At 44.9% G+C, this 21,267-nt stretch carries 17 protein-coding genes; 6 read left to right on the top strand and 11 right to left on the bottom strand.

Features of this window, described 5'->3' with window-relative positions:
• Window position 1 precedes the first annotated feature (1 nt).
• On the bottom strand, window positions 2-709 hold the full coding sequence (gene lolD, locus R8O70_RS19145) for a lipoprotein-releasing ABC transporter ATP-binding protein LolD (protein WP_054700735.1): 708 nt from the start codon (window positions 707-709) through the stop codon (window positions 2-4).
• Window positions 702-1,910 (bottom strand): lipoprotein-releasing ABC transporter permease subunit LolC, encoded by a 1,209-nt coding sequence (lolC, locus tag R8O70_RS19150; RefSeq protein WP_054576372.1) that lies wholly within the window; start codon window positions 1,908-1,910, stop codon window positions 702-704. Before lolC ends, lolD begins: the two co-directional genes overlap by 8 nt.
• A 248-nt stretch (window positions 1,911-2,158) precedes the next feature.
• Between lolC and R8O70_RS19155 the strand changes: the two genes are divergently transcribed.
• The 4 genes from R8O70_RS19155 to R8O70_RS19170 all read left to right on the top strand — a co-directional run bounded on the left by R8O70_RS19155 (window position 2,159) and on the right by R8O70_RS19170 (window position 7,679).
• Complete coding sequence (locus tag R8O70_RS19155) at window positions 2,159-2,728, top strand: hypothetical protein (protein ID WP_025766933.1); 570 nt, start codon at window positions 2,159-2,161, stop codon at window positions 2,726-2,728.
• A 5-nt stretch (window positions 2,729-2,733) separates the two neighbouring features.
• Complete coding sequence (gene mfd, locus R8O70_RS19160) at window positions 2,734-6,195, top strand: transcription-repair coupling factor (RefSeq protein ID WP_054576370.1); 3,462 nt, start codon at window positions 2,734-2,736, stop codon at window positions 6,193-6,195.
• 7 nt (window positions 6,196-6,202) lie between these two features.
• Entirely contained in the window at window positions 6,203-6,970 is a 768-nt protein-coding gene (locus R8O70_RS19165; protein WP_021707672.1) for a peptidoglycan binding protein CsiV, read from the top strand.
• A 160-nt stretch (window positions 6,971-7,130) separates the two neighbouring features.
• Window positions 7,131-7,679 (top strand): GNAT family N-acetyltransferase, encoded by a 549-nt coding sequence (locus R8O70_RS19170; protein WP_005387823.1) that lies wholly within the window; start codon window positions 7,131-7,133, stop codon window positions 7,677-7,679.
• A gap of 76 nt (window positions 7,680-7,755) precedes the next feature.
• Here R8O70_RS19170 and R8O70_RS19175 read toward each other — a convergent pair whose 3' ends face one another.
• The 7 genes from R8O70_RS19175 to hinT all read right to left on the bottom strand — a co-directional run bounded on the left by R8O70_RS19175 (window position 7,756) and on the right by hinT (window position 13,969).
• Window positions 7,756-9,045 carry an NAD(P)/FAD-dependent oxidoreductase gene (locus R8O70_RS19175; protein ID WP_005378463.1) on the bottom strand — a complete coding sequence of 430 codons (1,290 nt, stop codon included), beginning with the start codon at window positions 9,043-9,045 and terminating at the stop codon, window positions 7,756-7,758.
• 533 nt (window positions 9,046-9,578) lie between these two features.
• Complete coding sequence (gene ycfP, locus R8O70_RS19180; protein WP_005378464.1) at window positions 9,579-10,121, bottom strand: alpha/beta hydrolase YcfP; 543 nt, start codon at window positions 10,119-10,121, stop codon at window positions 9,579-9,581.
• A gap of 75 nt (window positions 10,122-10,196) precedes the next feature.
• Entirely contained in the window at window positions 10,197-11,078 is an 882-nt protein-coding gene (gene thiK / locus R8O70_RS19185; RefSeq protein ID WP_104975984.1) for a thiamine kinase, read from the bottom strand.
• 24 nt (window positions 11,079-11,102) lie between these two features.
• Window positions 11,103-11,693 carry a penicillin-binding protein activator LpoB gene (lpoB, locus tag R8O70_RS19190; protein WP_005378467.1) on the bottom strand — a complete coding sequence of 197 codons (591 nt, stop codon included), beginning with the start codon at window positions 11,691-11,693 and terminating at the stop codon, window positions 11,103-11,105.
• A gap of 66 nt (window positions 11,694-11,759) precedes the next feature.
• Window positions 11,760-12,152, bottom strand: coding sequence for a YcfL family protein (locus R8O70_RS19195; RefSeq protein ID WP_169694948.1), 393 nt, complete (start codon window positions 12,150-12,152; stop codon window positions 11,760-11,762).
• Entirely contained in the window at window positions 12,152-13,549 is a 1,398-nt protein-coding gene (locus tag R8O70_RS19200) for a COG3014 family protein (RefSeq protein WP_025766940.1), read from the bottom strand. The genes R8O70_RS19195 and R8O70_RS19200 overlap by 1 nt, the downstream gene beginning before the upstream one ends.
• Window positions 13,550-13,618: 69 nt before the next feature.
• Window positions 13,619-13,969: a purine nucleoside phosphoramidase gene (gene hinT / locus R8O70_RS19205; RefSeq protein WP_005378473.1), complete on the bottom strand. Its 351-nt coding sequence runs from the start codon at window positions 13,967-13,969 to the stop codon at window positions 13,619-13,621.
• 269 nt (window positions 13,970-14,238) lie between these two features.
• On the opposite strand from hinT, the gene R8O70_RS19210 reads away from it, so the two are divergent.
• Window positions 14,239-16,230, top strand: coding sequence for a methyl-accepting chemotaxis protein (locus tag R8O70_RS19210; RefSeq protein ID WP_318184320.1), 1,992 nt, complete (start codon window positions 14,239-14,241; stop codon window positions 16,228-16,230).
• A 163-nt stretch (window positions 16,231-16,393) separates the two neighbouring features.
• Window positions 16,394-17,554, top strand: coding sequence for a DUF1887 family protein (locus R8O70_RS19215; protein WP_005378476.1), 1,161 nt, complete (start codon window positions 16,394-16,396; stop codon window positions 17,552-17,554).
• Window positions 17,555-17,711: 157 nt separating this feature from the next.
• Here the strand turns inward: R8O70_RS19215 and udp are convergent, their stop codons facing one another.
• Together udp and R8O70_RS19225 are read right to left on the bottom strand one after the other, a co-directional pair.
• Window positions 17,712-18,470, bottom strand: a complete 759-nt coding sequence (udp, locus tag R8O70_RS19220) for a uridine phosphorylase (RefSeq protein WP_005378479.1) — start codon at window positions 18,468-18,470, stop codon at window positions 17,712-17,714.
• A gap of 314 nt (window positions 18,471-18,784) precedes the next feature.
• On the bottom strand, window positions 18,785-21,091 hold the full coding sequence (locus R8O70_RS19225; protein WP_053307489.1) for a zinc/cadmium/mercury/lead-transporting ATPase: 2,307 nt from the start codon (window positions 21,089-21,091) through the stop codon (window positions 18,785-18,787).
• Window positions 21,092-21,267: the final 176 nt, after the last annotated feature.

Below are 21,267 nucleotides of genomic sequence, written 5' to 3' on the forward strand. Positions count from 1 at the left end.
ACTAGCCCTCCGCAGATGCTGTATCAGTCACAAAACGATCTACGAGCAAACCATCTTGCATGTGCATTTGACGATCCATTTTTGCTGCCAGCTCTTTGTCATGCGTGACAACCAAAAATGCAATGTTTGACTCTTTATTGAGCTCGCGCATCAAATCATAGATAGACAGTGCCGTATTGTGATCTAAGTTCCCCGTAGGTTCATCAGCCAAGACCAGATCAGGTTTATTCACCAATGCACGCGCAATCGCAACACGCTGACGCTCACCGCCCGATAACTCGGAGGGTCTATGTTGCATCCGATGATTCAAACCAACTTTATCTAACAGCGCTTTAGCCGCCTGTTTTGCATCCGCTACTTTAGCACCGCCAATCATCAGTGGCATCGCCACATTTTCAAGCGCAGTAAAGTCAGCCAATAAGTGATGAAACTGGTATACAAAACCAAGGTGCTTGTTGCGTAATGCCGCCTGTTTGTTCGAGCTCAAAGCTGATAAGTTTTGCCCTAGAAAATCAACTTCACCATGAGTTGCGTCATCTAACGCACCTAAAATATGCAATAAGGTACTTTTTCCCGAACCAGAAGAGCCAACAATAGAAACCAACTCCCCTTTGTCGATATCGAAACTTACGCCTTTCAACACTTCCGTATCTAACGAACCCTCTCGGTAGACTTTACGAATATCACGACATTCTAATAGCTTATTCATAGCGAAGTGCCTCAGCAGGTTTAACAGAAGATGCTCGATAAGAAGGATAAAGCGTAGCAGCAAGGCTAAGAGCAATCGCCAACACCACCACTAAAAGAATTTGCATTGAATCAATCAAGATGGGTAGATGACCACCAAAGCTGAATAGCGCCACACCAGCAGATTCAAGAATCGCATTTAGATTAAGTGACAAGATCACGCCCGCAGCGCCACCAACAATCGCGCCAATTACACCACTGCTTGCACCTTGCACCATGAAAATGGTCATCACTTGAGATTGAGTCATGCCTTGAGTTTTCAATATTGCGACTTCTGATTGTTTCTCCATTACCACCATGATCAAAGCGGAGATAATATTGAATGCAGCGACACCCACAATTAGACCTAGCATAAGTCCCATCATGTTCTTTTCCATTTTCACCGCTTGGAAAAGCTCACCACGCTGTTCGCGCCAATCACTCCATTCCCATCCATCAGGCATGGGTTGGTCAGCAAAATCCGTCACCATAAATGGGTCAGAGAAAAAGACACGCCAACCAGAAACCGTGTCTTTAGGGAAACGCATCAGCTTAGATGCATCCGTCATGTTCACAATCATTAATTGACCATCAACGTCCGATCCCGTATTGAAAATGCCTGAGACAGTGAAGTTTCGCTGGCTAGGAATACGACCAAGTGGGGTAAACTGCGTCGCGTTGGTCACCATCAAGCGTACTTTATCCCCGATTGAGACCTTTAGTGAACGTGCCAAACTGTGACCCAAAAATACATTGTAGTCACCTGCTTGAAGTGACGATAATCGTCCGGCAATCAAATGGTTGCTAATCGGATCGCCTTTCTTAGGTTCAATACCGATGAGGTAACCAGCCGTCAGCTGTGCAGAACTCTGAATAACAGCCTCTCCTCTAACGATAGGCTCCGGCTGAGATTCACTCGACATCGCTTGAACAAATGGAGGAGCAGACTCGGTCATAGGTGTTTTTCCATCGTGTTGCGAAACAACGGCATGAGGTAGCACACCTAAAATGCGTTCTTTTAACTGCGATTCAAACCCGTTCATCACAGAAAGAACCGTCACCAACGCCATTACACCGATCGTAATACCCGCCGTCGACATATAAGAAACAAATCGGCTGAACCTATCTCCAGAGCGTCCCCGAAGATACCTTAAGCCAATAAACAATGAGATAGGATGATACATATAAGACAAACCAACTGGTTGTTTTGATATAAAGCTTTAGCGGATTATCTTACCTTACTCTTCTCATTAAGAAGACAAGAGAATCGCTAAATTTGTCAACGACATGCAATAAGTCTGTATTTAGGGCAAAAAGTTCAAGGACAAATCGGCTAAACTTGATAACTTCATTCAGTTAGCGATAATCAGTGCCCTATTTCTCTTTGTTTGTTGAGTGAACAGGGAGCGCTCACAGGCAAAAGGATGACTATATGACAGAGCAAGAATACTTTACCGTCCATCATAACCTCACCATCAACGTCGAAACGTTAAGTGAGGACTTTGCTTTGCCAGATGAAGAAACGTTTGTCTCCGAAATTCCAGCACCATTTATTGTCGCCAGTGAATTTAGTCACTTAGATATGTTGGCAGACAACGCGCGTCTAGAGCTGAAAAACAAAGAGTTAAAGCATGTGATCAACTTGCTTGATACGCAAAACGCGAAACTTAACCTCTTGTTGAGCTTTATGCTTTCACAACAAGATGACGCCTCCATTCGCTATCAAACGACGCAGTTTGGTGCTAGTCAACTCAGTTTCCGCTCAGATACAGCGTTAACTACTCAACAACTCGTTCGTGTTAAACTGTTCCTCGATCACCCTGCTGCGGCGATTTACTGTTACGCTCAAGTAGAAGAATGTGATGCTTCAGAGCAAGATTTCATTATCACGCTTAGATACAAGATGCTCCGAGAATCTGATCAAGATTTACTGATAAAGGCGGCACTGTATCAACAACAAAAACTTTTACGTCAGCGCTCGATGGAGCGAGATAAAAAATAATTCCTATGACAAAAGCAACGATTCTTTCCGTCACCAATCCTTCAGAGCGTGGCGACAAAAAACAGCTAGGTAATTTGCCGGGCGCAGCTCTACCTCTAGCCATTGCAGAGCTGGCCAAACAGCATTCGAGTCACTCGCTACTCGTTGTGCCTGACCCGCAAATTGCTTTAAAGCTTCAGGCAGAGATTGAGCAATTCACCGACCAAACGGTAAGCCTGTTCCCCGACTGGGAAACGCTGCCTTACGATAACTTTTCTCCGCATCAAGAAATCATCTCTGAACGTATCGCACGCCTATACCAACTGCCAAGTCAACGTGATGGCATAACCATCGTCCCGGTCAGTACCGTATTGCAACGCCAATCGCCACGTGATTTTTTGTTGCAACACACTTTAATGGTGAAAACTGGTGATCGGCTCTCGCTAGAGAAGTTACGTGTACAACTTGAAAATTCAGGCTACCGCCATGTAGATCAAGTATTTGGACCAGGTGAATATGCAAGTCGTGGGTCTATTCTGGATCTCTTTCCTATGGGCAGCAATGACCCGTACCGCATCGACTTCTTTGATGATGAAATAGATACCATTCGCACGTTTGATCCAGAGAACCAACGCTCTATCGACGATATTCAGCAAATCCAATTGCTGCCTGCACATGAGTTCCCAACCACTAAAGAAGCGATTGAAGATTTCCGCACACGTTGGCGCACCCAGTTCGACGCACGCCGCGAGCCTGAATCAATCTACATGCAAGTGACCAAAGGCACGTGGCCCGCTGGTATTGAGTATTGGCAGCCGCTGTTTTTTGACCATACCGAGACTTTATTTGAATATTTGCCAGAAGACTCTCAAGTCATCACATATGGTGATATCGAATCTGCGGTCGATACTTTCTTAACCGATGTCGAATATCGATACGACCAGAAAAAAGTTGATCCGCTGCGTCCTCTTTTGACTCCTGAACAGCTTTGGTTGAAAAAAGACGAACTTTTCAGTCAACTAAAACAGCTCCCTATCGCTCAATTGAGCCTAGATAAAGTGGTTAAGCGTGCCGGTCGTCAAAATCTACCAGTACAATCGTTAGCCGAGCTTGGCGTTCAACAACAAAATAAAGAGCCGCTCTCGCGCCTTCGTCAGTTTAGTGAGCAATTCAGCGGCAAAATCGTTTTCTCGGTAGAGTCAGAAGGTCGTCGTGAAGCACTAACGGAGCTGTTGCAAGGCATCAAAGTTCGGCCAGTCGTACATGGCTCACTTTACCAAGCTCTAGACTCGGGTGATCGATTCAGCTTGGTCTTAGGCGCAGCAGAGCATGGTTTCATTCACGAAGAGCTGAACTTCGCTCTGATCTGTGAAAGTGATCTACTCGGTGACCGTGTTATCCAGCGACGCCGCAAAGATAAAAAAGCCGTCAACAGTGACACCGTTATTCGCCACCTTGCCGAACTAAAACCCGGCCAACCTGTGGTTCATATTGATCACGGTATTGGCCGCTACATCGGTTTACAAACACTTGAAGCCGGTGGTATGAAAACGGAATACGTCACCCTTGAGTATCAAAACGATGCCAAGCTCTACGTGCCAGTTTCATCACTGAATCTTATCAGCCGTTATTCTGGCGGCGCTGAAGAGAGTGCGCCACTGCATAAATTAGGTGGTGAAGCGTGGGCAAAAGCACGTCGTAAAGCGGCAGAAAAAGTGCGTGACGTCGCGGCAGAATTGCTGGATGTATATGCAAAACGAGAATTAAAACCGGGCTTCAAATTTGAGCTAGATCGTGGGCAATACGCAACATTTAAAGCAACATTCCCGTTTGAAGAAACAGATGACCAAGCGATGGCCATCAATGCCGTATTGTCAGACATGTGCCAGGCAAAAGCAATGGATCGCTTAGTATGTGGTGACGTGGGCTTTGGTAAAACGGAAGTCGCTATGCGCGCAGCATTTGTCGCAACGGATAACAGTAAACAGGTCGCTGTACTCGTACCAACAACCTTGCTTGCTCAGCAGCATTTCGAAAACTTCCGTGACCGTTTTGCCAACTTACCAATCCGAGTTGAAGTACTGTCTCGTTTTAAATCTGCCAAAGAACAAAAAGTCATTCTGCAAGACGTTGCCGATGGTAAAGTAGACATTGTCGTTGGTACGCATAAGCTGCTTTCGAGCGACATTAAATTCAAAGATTTAGGTTTGTTGATCGTTGATGAGGAACACCGCTTCGGGGTTCGTCAAAAAGAAAAGGTCAAAGCAATGCGTGCAGATGTGGACATTCTTACCCTCACCGCAACACCAATTCCACGCACACTGAATATGGCAATGAGTGGCATGCGAGACCTGTCGATCATCGCGACACCTCCTGCACGCCGTTTAGCCATTAAAACCTTTGTTCGACAAAAAGAAGAGCCAGTGGTCCGTGAAGCGGTACTGCGTGAAATTATGCGTGGTGGTCAGGTTTACTTCCTGCACAATCAGGTTGAAACCATTGAAAAAACGGCAGAAGACTTACAGAAACTCATCCCAGAGGCACGCATTACCGTGGCTCATGGTCAAATGCGCGAGCGCGAACTTGAGCGAATCATGAATGACTTCTACCATCAGCGCTTTAATGTGTTGGTGTGTACAACCATCATCGAAACCGGTATCGACGTACCAACGGCAAATACCATAATCATGGATCGTGCGGACAATCTTGGCTTGGCGCAGTTGCATCAATTGCGTGGCCGTGTTGGACGTTCGCACCATCAGGCCTATGCTTACTTATTAACGCCACATCCAAAAGCCATGACCAAAGATGCCATCAAGCGTCTTGATGCGATTGCTTCACTGGAAGACTTAGGTGCTGGCTTTACGTTAGCAACCCACGATTTAGAAATCCGTGGTGCTGGTGAGCTGCTTGGTGATGAGCAAAGTGGGCAAATTCAATCCGTTGGTTTTACACTTTATATGGAAATGCTGGAACAAGCAGTGCAAGCATTAAAAGAAGGCAAGGAGCCATCTTTGGATGAGCTGCTTCGTGAGCAAACTGAAGTGGAAATGCGAATCCCAGCGCTCTTACCAGATGATTACATTCCGGATGTAAACACACGACTGTCGATGTACAAACGCATTGCGAGTGTCACAAGCAGTGATGAACTATCAGAGCTAAAAGTGGAACTGATTGATCGCTTTGGTCTGCTTCCAGACGCAACAAAGAACTTACTTGCCGTCTCAGAATTGAAAATTTCGGCTGGTAGTTTAAAAGCGAAAAAGATAGAAGCCCATGATAAAGGTGGATTTATCGAGTTTTACCCTGATGCTGACATAAATCCAGCGTATTTAGTTAAACTGCTGCAATCACAGCCGCAAAAATTTGCAATGGAAGGTCCAACTAAGTTCAAGTTTAGCGTACCATTGGTGGACCGACGTAAACGCATTCAGTTTGTTCAAGACTTACTGAATGATTTTAAACAGAATTTATTACCAACGAGCTAATAGTCGAATGAGAATACTGATCCCGTTATTGCTTCTATGTGTCTCAATGCCCTCTTGGGCACAGCGCCAATTTGATATTGAAGTGATCATTTTCAAGCGAGCAGTCGACGCTGAAAGCACAACAGAATCTTGGCCGAATCAACTGCCAAAAATCGATATGGAAAATGTCGGTAGCCTAGAGAGTGAATCCTACCGCCGCTCTAAAGGCGTGACACTTTTGCCAAGTTCTTCTTTCCGTCTCAACGCGCAAGAAGCGGCACTAAATAATCATGCCGGCTTTAAAGTGCTTAAACACGTAGCCTGGCGTCAAGGTGACCGAGGTAAATCTAGCGCCCCAATTTTCCGCATCGTTGGCGGGCGAGATTTCTCTGATTCTTATCAAGCAGATGGCCGCCCAATCAATGGCAATCAAACATTTTCCAGCGACGGTTACAGTGAAGAGACGGTCAATGGTCCTTTATATGAACTAGATGGTCGATTCCAAATATACGTACAGCATTACCTCTTCGCCGAAACAACACTAGATCTGCGCGAACCAAGTGTTAGAGAGGTGCGTTTTGAACCAACCTCAACTGAGCAATTGGCGGATGACTTAGGTGAAGTAGATGGTAACGTCCAAGTCGGTAACTTGGCAGAAATATCGCCGACAGTAACCGAAGAGAAATTCCTGAAGAGTTATCGAATGGATCAAAAACGTCGTATGCGTAGCAGCGAGACTCATTACCTAGATAACCCGTTGATGGGTATGATCATTCAAGTTCGTCGGGTTCGATAAGCACGAGCGGTTCGACAAAGCGCAGCAAAGCTGCGCTTTGTTTTTATCTGCTATACCTCAGTTATTCCTAACCAACGCAGAGCAAGGAAAATAGCTGCGTTCAAGTATAAATAGACAGCTTTCAATTTACTTACACTCAACATGGAAGTCGTATTAGTTCATGAGTCCAGACTTTGAAATCATTGCGCCCCGCTTAGCGCTCAAGCTCATCCCTGCTGAAGAAGCACATTCACTACAACGATTACTTGCAGAATCCCCTTCGCTGCACCAATGGCTTGACTGGTGTGATAAAAACGTCACATTGAAAACCGCGCAGGACTTTCTGTTGGCAACCCGTCTTAACTGGGTCAAAACTGAGGCTTTTGGTTTCGGTATCTATGAGCGGCAAAGTAACACTTTGGTTGGAATGGCAGCGGTTAATGAGTTATATCATACGTTTAATATGGCGAGTATTGGTTACTGGGTTGCCGACCGCTATCAACGGCAAGGCTATGCCCAAGAAGCCGTTAAAGCCTTAGCAGAATTCTGCTTCGCAAAGCTAAGTTTAACTCGACTAGAGATTGTTTGTGACCCCGACAACGAAGCTAGCCAAGCCTTAATTGAGTCCGTCGGTGCACAAAAAGAAGCCATCGCCAGAAACCGGTTTATTTTTCAGGGTAAGCCTAAAGATGGCGTTGTGTTCTCACTTTTACCGACAGATCTAACATAAACAAAAAGCCACCGACTTGCGGTGGCTTCTGCATTTTTTAAGATACAACACATCCACACAGAGTGGATTTAAAACCTTAGTGCAGCTTAAGGTTTGGACGCAGCACGCGATTAATGCGGCCGACGAGCATCATCAGACCGGTTTTGAATACACCATGCAACGCCATTAGGTGCATGCGATACAATGAGATGTAAACGACACGAGCAATACGGCCTTCTACCATCATCGACCCTTTAGTTAGGTTCCCCATCAGACTACCAACGGTTGAGAAGCGACTTAGAGACACTAATGAACCGTGATCTTTATATACATAGTCTTTCAACTCGCGCCCGTTGATCTTCGCGACGATGTTACTAAATGCCTGGCTTGCCATTTGGTGTGCAGCTTGAGCGCGTGGCGGCACGAACGAACCGTCAGACTGGGTGCATTGTGCTAAGTCACCAATAACAAAGATGTCATCATCTCGTGTTGTCTGTAGTGTGTTTTTCACTACAAGCTGATTGATACGGTTCGTTTCTAAGCCAGCGATATCTTTAATAAAGTCTGGAGCTTTGATACCTGCAGCCCAAACCATGATTTGAGCTGGGATTTTCTCACCATCTTTTGTAGTAAGGCCATCTTTTTCAGCTTTAGTCACCATAGTGGCGGTGCGCACGTTTACGCCCAACTTCACCAACTCTTGATGAGCAGCAGAAGAAATACGTGGAGGTAACGCTGGTAAAATACGCTCACCTGCTTCAATCAGATTGACGTTCAACTTGCTAGAATCAAGATCACCGAAGCCATAAGTGCGCAGCTCTTTAACAGCATTATGTAACTCAGCTGATAGTTCAACGCCAGTTGCACCAGCACCAACAATCGCAATATCGACCGTACCGTTACCGTTTTTCGCGTGCAGCTTTAGGAACTCGTTGTTCATTTCTGTACGGAAACGGTGTGCTTGCTCAGGGCTGTCTAGGAAAATACAGTTTTCACGAACGCCAGGCGTGTTGAAGTCGTTTGATGTCGAGCCAATCGCCATCACTAGAATGTCGTATTCTAGCTCACGGCTTGGCATAAGAAGTTCACCGTGTTCGTCTTTAAGCTCACTTAAGATGATAACTTTACGTTCACGGTCGATGTCTTGAAGACTACCCATTTGGAAGTCGAAGCTGTGGTTTTTTGCATGAGCTCGATAGCTCAGTGCATCTACTCCTTCGTCCAAAGAACCTGTAGCAACCTCATGCAATAATGGCTTCCACAAGTGGCTCGCTTTTCGATCGACTAGCGTAATTTGCGCACGGTTTTTGCGACCTAGAGTTCGACCAAGCTTAGTTGCCAACTCAAGACCACCTGCACCGCCGCCTACAACGATAATGCGTGTCACAATGATTTTCCTCTACAAAAATGAATATATGGGGTTCAGCTCGATGCATGACTCACAAACATTTGTGGCATCCATCCAACCGATGAATTCTTGGTTCTTAGAGGTGTCTCAATTACTTGGATTAAAAAACTACCACCCACTTTGATTCTTTATCTATCAATGACTTGTCAGGGTTTGGCATGTTTATCTGGTACGCATACGGCGCCAGAAGTTTTTGGGCAAGTTTATTACTCGCTCTCAATTTTTTTTGATATTTATCAAATTATTTTAGTCCGGTTCATTATATAGAGACCAACTTTGAAGGCAACCAAAATCCGTGTAACGAGTACGGATTGACTACTTTTCGACTACTCTACAACAAGGTGTTCGTGCTACATAGGAGGGAAGTAAGAAAACGGTAAGGAGAACACAATATTCAAAGCGTTAAACCAAGAAAATGTGCCTTTCAAAGAGACAGTGGCTCGGCATACTCAAGAGAAGGAATCGCAGCAAAGCAGCCGATAAAAACGCCGCTTTACTGTCTACACTCAACATTAGTAAGTATTTTTAAATGCCTTTATCGCTTGTAAATGATGAGAGATTTTTTTGAACTTATGAGACTGAGTTTCATCCCAAATGATTTGATAGTGTTTTTCTAACTCAGCTGCCGTTTTCGAATTGTCATGCACTTCATCATCTTTAGAGAGAATCACTAAGCAGTGCGCTTGATTTTTCGCTCGGAACTGATCAACACATTTTGTTGCGATATCTTCGTACTCTTCTGGGCGATCGATTCGACCAGCCATCGTTTTTTCTGGGTGCAAGTTCGGGTTGAACATCACTTGCTTGATACCGCATAGAAAACCAATTCGCTCAGACCAGTAACCACCTAAACCAACCCCACAGATTAACGGGTTTGGGTCATCAGATTGATCGATAACTTTAGACACTTCTTTTAACAAGTGTTGCATGTCGTGCTTTGGGTGAAGGGTGCTGTAATTGATAAAACGAACGTCGTCGTCGATAAATTGCAGTTGAAGAACTTTTTCGTGGTTACCCGGGCTTGTACTGTCAAAGCCGTGTAAGTAAATAATCATGTGTACCTCTCCCTGTGTGTATCTGGTACTTTTATTAAAACTACCACTATTTCCTTACTGTTAAAGGGGAAAATATCACGAGTTCTCAAAACAGTGATCTTCCATACACAATGAGCCTTTCAACTCATACGCACTGTTTAAGTATTGTTCATCTCCCCACAATTTATAGGCAAGTAGATACCAGAGCATCGCCATCACCAAGGTTCTTGGTTGCCAAGCTTTTACACCTCTCAGCCAAAGAGACACATCTTCGACACCTCGAATTTGGCAATACTGCTTTACCGCTTCTTCCACAGGCGAATTCGCGACCTGAATAGTTAAGGTCAAATCAAGCCTAGGGTCAGCAATCCCGGCATACTCCCAATCAATGACTTTCACCCCACTCTCTCCTCGCACTAGGTTGTAACACCCCAGATCGAAGTGACATAGGGCCAGCGGAACAGGTGCAACGTTCGGTTCCGTGCGCCACTTCATGTACAAAGCCTCAAACTCCGTCCCCACATACTGACCACCAAGCTCAAGCCAATAATGATCGATGCGAGAAATATATGAAAATGGAACCAAAGGAATTGCGCTTATCGGATATTGATGAATCTTCGCCGCAATGGATAATAAATTGCTTAGTGCTAAGCCTGACTCCGTCAGAGCCTCTCCTTCTATCCATTCCACCAGCAACCCTTGCTCATGAATAAAAACTGGCTTGGGGCCAATTTCCAATGAAGAGACTGCATTCAGCACTTGATATTCACTGTGACGAGAAATTGAAAAAGCCTTGCAGACATGACTGGTCGGTCGCCAGATGTATGCAAGGCCTTGAGAAGATTCCAACCGCCAACAACGGTTGGTGAGCCCCCCGGTAACAGTTTGTACTTTTACCGGAGGCTCCGTAAAGAAGCCATCGAGAGCGTTAAGACTCGGATCTAACTGTTTTGCTTGTTGCCAAGAAAACCATGCCATTGATGACTTCTCCACCCTGTTCGATTAAAGACCGAATAGGCTCTTAGATTGCGCTTTACGAATTTCAGTTTCATCCGCCCACTCAATCAAACCTGTTTCTAGGTCCATTAGGCGCATGGTCATCTTGTAGTATACATCTTTATCGCTACCTGCATTTTTCACAATGCTAGATAGGTTGCCGTAAAGCATGTATTGAGCACCAACCATTTTACCAAATTGGATAGCTGTGCTTTGGTTAACAAGCTCATCCGTGTTTTGGAAGTTAAGTTGTTCACGCACAGACTCAACACGATCCATATCAACAAAACGGAACTTACCTGAGTTCAACATCTTAGTAGAGATCGTGTCAGTAATGGATTCAGTGTCAATATGTTCACTGGTTTTGTTCTTAATTCGCTCAACAAAAACGATAGGACGTTGGTCACGAGTAATTGCTGCTACAGAGCCCGACATCATCATGCTATCCACCATTTCAGCCGCGATTTTTTGTAAATCTGTTGAGCCAAAATCGATAGTCGTGGTTTCTGTTGCTTGCGCATCGCCGTAAGAGACTTTGTTAGAACAGCCACCTAAAATGACGGCAAGACCTAAAAGAGCAATAATACTTTTTTTCATGAGAGTTCCTTAGTTTTTCAATACCAGCGCATCGTTAGCGCGGCAGCTTCGGCAGAGCCGTTAAGATTAATCGTCTTGTGCTTCTCTAATTTGCACTCGGAATTTTGTGCCATTTGGATTCACAGTAACTTCAGATAACGTGACTTGCTCAACTCCTCGCACAATCATTTTTCGCCACGGACCAGGTTTGGTATTCACTTCTAAACCATTGTTGTCATACCAATAAAATCGGTAAAGAATGTGCTGATCACCTTTGTAATTGCTACTCAACTGCACGACTCCTCGTGGGCGATCATCAACGTAAGTGGTGGTGATGTTGTCAACTAATAAGCGACTACCTAAAACGTTATCATTAAAGAATACTTTTTGCGTTTGGCCATCAATTCGAATACCAGCCGTGTTTTCGGCGCATCCAACTAAACCAATAGCCATTGCTAAACAAACAAGCCATGCTTTCATTACAGTCTCCCTAGCTGTTTATGCCACACGGTTGAGTGTGCTCCCTGACGAGATACCCATACCAATGTAGTCTGCTGTGCAGGCACTTCAAACTGATAGGTTTGATCACCCAAGTTTAAACTTTGTGTTCCCGGTTTCACGATTTTTGAAGCCGTTTTCACTTGCGCTGGCAATGTTTGCCAACTTCTTGTATCTGGCTGTTCGGTCAATGTGTTCCATACATTGAAAAGTATGTTGCCCACATCATCGCCTTTTTTCGCCGCCTCTTTTCGGATTCGATCTTTTGCCCAAACACGAAGAGCTTGACGGATCACTATTGTAGTAAGACGTTCATTAAGATCGTTTTGCGCCATCGCATTAACATCAGTCAGCGTACTGGAAGGCAATACCTGACCATTTAAAACAACATCGCTAAAACGTTGAGCACCTCGGTTCTGATAATAAGGAAGCGCCAACGAATAAATCGCGCCATTATCGCGACTGTCGTAAATTGGTAAATCAATACGCCACCCTTTCATCGCCTCAACAACACCCTGCTCATCAATAACGATGACTCGCCCTTGTGACTGAGTTAATCCAGAAGGTGCTTTGCCATACCGCTTCTCTAGCATGCGCAAGTCTTCACGCATGCCCAGCTTCTTAGCAGCGTATAAGGTGCTTTCCACAACTTGCTTGTTGTCTGGCATTACAGCGAGTGCTCGTCGGTAATCAACATAAGCACTGTTTAAGTCTCGCGACGCTTCATATAACAAGCCAGAAAGATAGAACAGATAACCATTTTGTACCGCGCTTAGTTTTTTACCAGCATCAGGGTAGTTCGCTAACACACTGCCTAAATTGGCAGACATGCCTTGCTTGTTAAGGTCTTTCTCTGCTGCTTTTAGCTCTTTTTCACGCGCCTTTCTTGCTGCTTCCTGAACTTGATTAGCTCGACGCACTTCAACTAGTGCCCCTTCTAAATCGTTTTTCTGTAAGTAATTTAGTCCTAGATACAGGTGCAAAAAGCCAAGTTCGTAATCGGCGGGATGATAGTCTTGGAGATTGTCGTTCACTGCGAGAGAGCCGACGCTCGTTGCCGTGTCTGACACAGATATCGTCGCACGATCTTGTTGAACACGTACAGCACGATCGCTGCTTTCTAGCGCATTTAAACTTGTTGGGTAATCTTCAGCAAGAAAAGAGATACGACCTTTTTCAAAATTGCCAAGTATCTCGCCACCCACTTCACTTGATTGAAGTTGTTTTGCTTTGGCATATTCCCCTGCAACAACGGCTTGATAAACTTCTTGATTCTGGTTGCTGTAATGGCTAAACAGATTGCCCGCAGATAAATTCGCGCAGCCAGAGGCCATTAAAGCCCAGCTCATCAGCCCTAACAGCTTTACACCTAGTTTCACATTTATCTCCACAAATGTGTCATTCGACAGGAAAAAGAAGTGGGTGAATCGCCACCCACTTTTAAAAGCTTAGCTCAATACCATTGGACCTAGAGGGCGGCCGCCTAGTAGGTGCATGTGAATATGGTAAACCTCTTGGCCACCATGTGGATTACAATTAACGATCAGGCGATAGCCGTCTTCAGCAATACCTTCTTCTTTCGCTAACTTTCTAGCAACAGTGAACAAACGCCCCATCATTGCTTCATCTTCAGCTTCTACATCATTCGTTGTTGGGATCAGTTTATTCGGAATAATGAGAATATGGCTTGGTGTGCGAGGGTTAATGTCGCGAAACGCAGTCACCAAATCATCTTGATAAAGGATATCGGCAGGGATTTCCTTGCGAATAATTTTACTAAAGATCGTTTCTTCCGCCATGAGGACTCCATTTTATAAACGTAATTAGACCCCAATTAGTATGCGCCAACCAAAAGCGGAGCTCAATAAAAACAGTGTTCACTTAACATTATTAATCAAATGCTAATTAACGAAGCTTTTTTTGTCGTGTGCGTCATAAAATGCGCATCACAAACTGAATACAATCCAATGAATTTTGTTACTTTTTTAAGACAATTATTATTTTTATACCCAAGTAAATTCAAAAATACTTGGGTAGCTTGTCTATTTTTGGGAGAGGAAGCTCACTTATGCGAGGTTCAGTTATTAAAAGGATGTATGCCGGCTTTGCACTGATCATCATCCTATTTGCCGTCACAATTGCCATTATGATGGGAGGAATGAGTGATATTCACGGAAAATTTGGCACGGTTTCTAAATCATCCCTACCGTTGGTATCGTTATCTAATCAAACCAGTGTTGAGCTGCTTTCTGCCGACAAATCATTTAAAGACTTCCTGACGACAGAGAATAAACAACGCATGGATGAAATGCGTCAGGAATTTGCTAGATCTCAACAGCGCTTCGAATCCACATTGGCTCAACTGAAAACCGCAAGCCAAATCTACCCTTCTCTTGCCGAACCGTTTTCAGAGTTAAAAACGTTAGAGCAGAGCTATTTTACAGAAGCTCTAGAGGCCATGGACAACTACGAAGCAATGTTCTCGGCTCAAGAAGAAGTGCAAAAATCCTCACGCCGCTTCCAAAAACTGAATACCGAACTGTCGGTTGGTCTTAAAGAATATGTGGCAGATCAAACCAGCATTTCTGTCAAAGTCATGGCAAAGAGCTACTTTATCAAGTTAAAAGATGCCGAAGTAATTACCTCTGATGCCCTCGCCAGTTCCAACCCTGAGTTTGTTACGCAAGCCGTAGCTAAAAACCGCAAAGCAGTAACGCACTTGAATTACGCATTCCGCGGGTTGGTGACTCAGCTTCCTGAGCTAGAAAAAGCTTTTGGCGAATCTGTAGAGCAATTTACTCGTGACGTTGGTATGCGTGGCGGTGTGCTAGACCAACATAATAATTACCTCAATGCTCGCGCCGCTTTGTATAACAATATCGCCAACCTAGCAAATAAAGTGGATTCAACCATGGCGATTCTTGAGCAATTCACGACAACCGCAACAGATAAGCTCAATGAATCATTGGCAGACGCAGGTGACATATATTCGGCGGGTGTAACGAAAGCCATCATCATTGGCGTTATTGTCGTTTTACTCGCGACAGCGATTGGCTACCACATCGCACAAAGCGTTCGCGAACCGTTGACTCGTATTCTAAAAGTGTTAGAAAGCCTGACTGAAGGTGATATGACACAGCGTATCGATATTCGCTATAACAACGAATTCAGTCGTGTGAGTGGACACATTAACTCACTCGCCGACAACCTTCACGAGATCTTGGTGAAACTCAACGAAGCGTCAGAAAACCTATCGTCAACCGCGACAACCAACGAACGCACCTCTTCGCAAGCACAAATTAAATTGAGCTCTCAACGCGAACAAACAGCAAACGTCGCTACCGCGATGACAGAAATGTCTCATTCAGTGCAGGAAGTCGCGCAAAGTGCGCAAGGCTCGTTAGAAATGGTGCAACGCGTCGAATCTGCCTCTGAAGAAGGCAGAAATGTTATGAGCAGTAATATCTCAACCATTAATCAACTAGAAACACGTTTGAACGAATCGGTCTCCGCAGTTTCTGAGCTACAAAAAATGAGTGGTCAAATTGGGTCTATCCTTGATGTGATCCGCAACATTGCGGAGCAAACCAACCTACTGGCATTGAACGCGGCAATTGAAGCGGCTCGCGCTGGTGAACAAGGTCGCGGCTTCGCGGTAGTGGCAGATGAAGTACGAGTACTCGCATCAAGAACGACTCAATCAACCACTGAAATTGAATCCATGATCAGTAATCTGCAATCTAGCTCACAATCGGCAAACCAAGTCATACAAAGCTGTATGAGCGATATGGAGATGTCGGTTGAGCAAGCGTCAAAAGCGAACAGCTCAATGGAAGAGATCCAGGCGCTAATCATTGAGATCAGCCAAATGAGTACGCACATTTCACAAGCAGCAGCAGAGCAAAGTGAAACATCAACAGACATTGCTCGCAGCATCGAAGATATCAACAGCATCGCCGATGAAAGTTTCCAAGCCATGTCGAGTATCGCACAAACCAGTGAATCACTGACCCACTTGGCTCATCAGCAAAATGAATTGGTCCACCGATTTAAGTTATAAATACTTTATAATTAAGAGCATTAATTAGTGCAATCAACTGTATAAGGGCGACTTTTTGTTAAGTCGCCCTTGTTTTTTGTCGGCCATGTCTACATATGATTAATAAGGCCAGCTCATCCCCTTGCACAACTCTTTTCGAGCGGCCTCATAAAAAGGAAAATCTATGGCTGTTCATGTTGGTATTATCGACCAAGACCCAGTGAGATTGGTCACTCCTCTATTAGATAATCGTACGCTAAGCACACATATCGTCTTCATCGGAGACAAGAGCCAGTTAGATATATTTGACCGACTGAGTGCCGTTTTAGATCAACGAGAAATTACTTCTGAATTTTTTGAAATTCCATCCGCTGTTAATACATCTCTGATCAAACAAGCAATTCAAAAACTGGCAAAAGATCTCCATGAACGCGGCGAAGATGTAAAATTGAACGCGAGCTGTGGTCTTCGTCATCGCTTGTTGTCGGTGTACGAAGTTTTCCGTACCTATCGCTGGCCAATTTTTGTGGTTGAGCCTAGTAGCGATAAGCTTTGTTGGTTATACCCTGATGGCAAAGAAGATACCCAAGTCGAAGATCACATTACGATTGCAGATTACCTCACTATCTTTGGTGCACGCGGCGAGTTTCACCACGTTGATTTACCACCTCTTCTTGATAAAAAATTGTATGAACTTGGTGAACGATGGGCCTCAAATGCGCTTGAGCTTGGGCCAGGTCTAGCAACACTTAACTACCTTGCAACCACATGCCGCAAAGAACAAAAGCTTGATGTCGAGCTCTCCGAAAAACAGCAGGGCTACCGTGAGCTCAACATGTTGCTTTCAGATTTAGTAGAAGCAGAAATCGCCACCTATGAGAATGGCGTTTTAACGTTTGCAGATGAAGATGCTCGACGCTTTTCAAACGGTGAGTGGTTAGAAACTTTGGTTCACAGCACCGTGAAGCAAATCCAAGACACCATGCCGACGATCCAAGATCGATCGTTAAATGTTCAGGTTTATCGCAAACTTGGTGAAAGTGAAGTACGCAATGAGTTAGATGTCGCAACAGTTGTAAACAACAAGCTGCACATCATCGAATGCAAAACCAAAGGCATGAGAGATGACGGCGACGATACTTTATATAAGTTAGAATCGCTTCGCGATCTATTAGGTGGCTTACAAGCGCGCGCAATGTTGGTGAGCTTCCGTCCTCTTCGTCACAATGACATTACTCGTGCTGAAGACTTAGGGCTAGCCCTGATTGGCCCTGATGAGCTTAAAGATTTAAGAACGCACTTAACTGCTTGGTTTAAAGACGCGGGCGGTTCAGACGAGATATAGTGCCATTAAGAAAAGCTAAAATTCACAACGATAAAAAGCAGCATTAATGCTGCTTTTTTTATACCTAAATTTTAGCTGTACGCATTTCTATAAGTAGAAAAAAACCAGAGGTTAGCCTCTGGTTTTTTCTGTTTGTTTAAATGCCAACTATAGCGGCTTAAAGCATTTTACGCGCTGCTTCTACAACCACTTTAATTGAACGCGCTTCCGTTTCTTTCAGAGTTGAATGATCTGGAATCTCTTTTTGTGTACGGTTGATGATAACACCAGCCACACAACCCGCTTTTAAACCAGAGCTCGCACACATTGTTAGCAGTGTTGCCGACTCCATCTCGAAGTTAAGTACGCCCATGTCTTGCCATTCTTGCATAGAGCCTTGGAAACGCTTAACAACACGACCAGAGAACGTATCGTAACGTTCTTGACCAGGGTAGAACGTGTCGCTTGATGCAGTCACACCCATGTGAACTGTAGCGCCAGACTCTTCTACCGCTGCTTTCATTGCGGTTGCTACTTCAAAGTCAGCAACTGCTGGGAATTCCATAGGAGCAAAGTGTAGGCTCGCACCGTCAAGACGAACTGACCCCGTCGTTACGATCATGTCACCCACGTTTACATGCGGTTGAATTGCACCCGTTGTACCAACACGTAGGAAAGTGCGAACACCAAGCTGTGCCAATTCCTCAACTGCGATAGAGGTAGAAGGACCACCAATACCTGTAGAACAAACCACAACAGGTTTACCGTCTAGCTCTGCACGGTATAGCGTGTATTCACGATGGCTTGCTAGAAATACTGGATTTTCCATTTGTTCTGCGATTTTTTGAACACGCGCTGGGTCACCAGGAATGATCGCTAGAGTCGCACCATTAAGATCAGCTTCAGTAACACCTAAATGGAATACAGCTTGAGACATAAGTCGCTCCTTATTGTGGCTTATTTTATGAACAATAAGCTCATTAATCAGTTATTGGGTACAGATGCACTGTAGCGAACCTTTCACCAACATAGAGTGATCACAATCACAATGACAAAATGTAATGAAAATGAAATTTCAAACAAAACTGGTATTGATCACACTTTAAGGGGCATTAGATCATTTTGTTGCATAGCAATGCGTGATTTCAAGGACGAGAAAAACGTCTGATCGCATCAGGTGAATACGGTTAAAAAAAGCCCGATACACGAATGCCTCGGGCTATTAATGAGTGGGATCAATGGTTAGGTCAGTTATTTGATCTGCTTGGACTCAAAACGAAGTAATCTCAACGCATTCAATGTCACCAGTGCTGTTGCACCACTGTCGGCTAATACAGCAACCCACAACCCAGTAACACCAAGTAAACTTGTCACTAAGAATACACCTTTCAAACCTAGCGCTAACGCGACATTCTGACGAATGTTACTTAGCGTCGCACGCGACAGTTCTATCATGGCAGGTAGCTCAATCAAACGGTTGTGTGTTAACGCCGCATCAGCAGTCTCGAGCGCAACATCCGTACCGCCTCCCATCGCAATGCCGATACTCGAAGCTTTCATGGCTGGAGCATCATTGATACCGTCTCCCACCATCGCAACGGTGTGTTGTTGTGATAGCTTCTCGACGTAATGCACCTTGTCTGCAGGTAACAAACTCGCTTTATAATCCAAGCCTATTCTATTTGCCATTGCTTCTGCACTTCTCGGGTTGTCACCCGTTAGCATCACCGACGTGACCCCAAGTTCCTTCAACATTGCGATGGCTTGCTGGGCATCTGAGCGCAATGTGTCTTGCCATGCGATCACGCCAATGACCTCGTCATCGTAACGAACAATGACAACCGTTTTACCTTGTTGTTCCAACGTAACTACTTGCTCTATGGCTTCCTGAGAAAGTGGAAAGTCTGCCTTTGAAGGCGTGACCACTTGGACCATTTTTCCATCGACGTAACCAGTGACACCAGAGCCTACTTGCGCGGTTTTATCCAACGCTTCAGGAATAGTAAGCCCCTGCTCTTGCACTTTGGTAACTAAAGAAACCGCTAGAGGATGACTTGAACCAACCTCGATTGACGCAGTTAGGCTAAGTAACTTGTCTTCATCCATATCAAAAGCAAAGACATCAGTCACTTCTGGTTTACCTTGCGTCAGTGTCCCAGTTTTATCAAATGCGACAGACTCAACCTTGCCAAGCAACTCAAGCGCCGCACCACCTTTGATCAATGCGCCCCGCTTAGCAGCTGCCGCCAAGCCAGAAGTGATCGCCGCAGGCGTTGAAATTACTAATGCACATGGACAAGCAATCAACAGCAGGGCGAGTCCTCGATAGATCCACGTTTCCCACGGTTGGGCAAATAGTAATGGCGGCGTAACGATAACCATCAGAGACACCAGCATCATTAGCGGCGTATACCAACGGCTAAATTTATCAAGAAAGCGTTCTAATGGTGCCTTACGGGATTCTGCTTCTTCAATCAAATGAAGAATTCGGTCTATCGCATTCTCGCCCTGACGGGAAGTCACCTGTAAGCGAACCACTTTATCGACAACCACAGCCCCGGCCATCACTTTGCCACCGGTTTGATGTTCAACGGGAACAGATTCTCCCGTTAACGCACTTTCGTCAAAACTCGCAAGCGCATCTTGCAAAACACCGTCGGCAGGCAAACGACCTCCGGGGGCGACTTCTATGATATCCCCTGGTTTAAGCTGAGCAGCTGGTACTTCTTTACGTTCACCATCAATTATTAAAATTGAATTTTCTGGGACTAAGTCCATTAACGCCTGGACACCGCTTCGCGCGCGAGATGATGCATATGCTTCTAACTTTTCACCAATAAGGAAAAGCAATAACACCATTGCGGCTTCGGCGGTTTCACCTAAATATAAAGCGCCGAGCGCCGCTACACTCATTAACGTTTCAATCGCAAAAGGCGTACCGCTACGCGCCAACTTAAATGCTTTGAGCGCGATTGGGTATAAACCAAGTAAACACGTCAAAGTGAATAACCAAGCGCTTATTTGAGGGTCGATCTTAGAAATTACTGCCGCAGTAGCCATTGCACCAGCAATCGAGAGAATTTGGATGTTGTCTCTTATGACGCCAAGCCAGCCTTTCTTTGTAGTGCTTGGTTTTGGAGCATCCAGTGAAGAGAGCGGGAAACCCGTTTTTTGGGCTGTCTGCTCTATCGTAGCTATCAGCTCTAGACCATCAAAATCGACGACCAGTTTTTCTGTTGCAAACAAAACCTTGGCTTGGCTGACGCCTTGTAAAGACGTAATGGCTTTCTCAAGCTTTTGCGCACAAGATGGGCAATCCATACCTGACACAAGCCAAGCGTTCCGAACGGAGGAATTACTCTCCCTTGTGGGATCGTCTTCCTCGCCTGTGTCAACGCTGCAGCCTCCTCCACTACAGCAAGAGCTTTCAGAAACATCAACACTGGCCTGAGAGATATTGAGGGAAGATTTTACTGGCGCACAGCATGACTCGCTTGCACCAAGCGGCACCGCAGTTTTGATTTTGCTAGATTGGCAACCTTGATGTTTTGTACACATAATTTTTTCCTTATTGGTATCGGTGATTTACCTATTGCTAAGGATAAACCTTAGAGTAAGCTCCAAGGTCAAGATAAATTTGTACAGTTCGGCGATAGAAAGTAAATTACCACCTTCTAAAGAAGGTGGCTTTGTGTGAGCCCCCTAAAAGGGGGCCTTTGTTTAGTCCAGCGCCA

Source organism: Vibrio sp. 779(2023) (assembly GCF_033344285.1).
GTDB lineage: Bacteria > Pseudomonadota > Gammaproteobacteria > Enterobacterales > Vibrionaceae > Vibrio > Vibrio alginolyticus.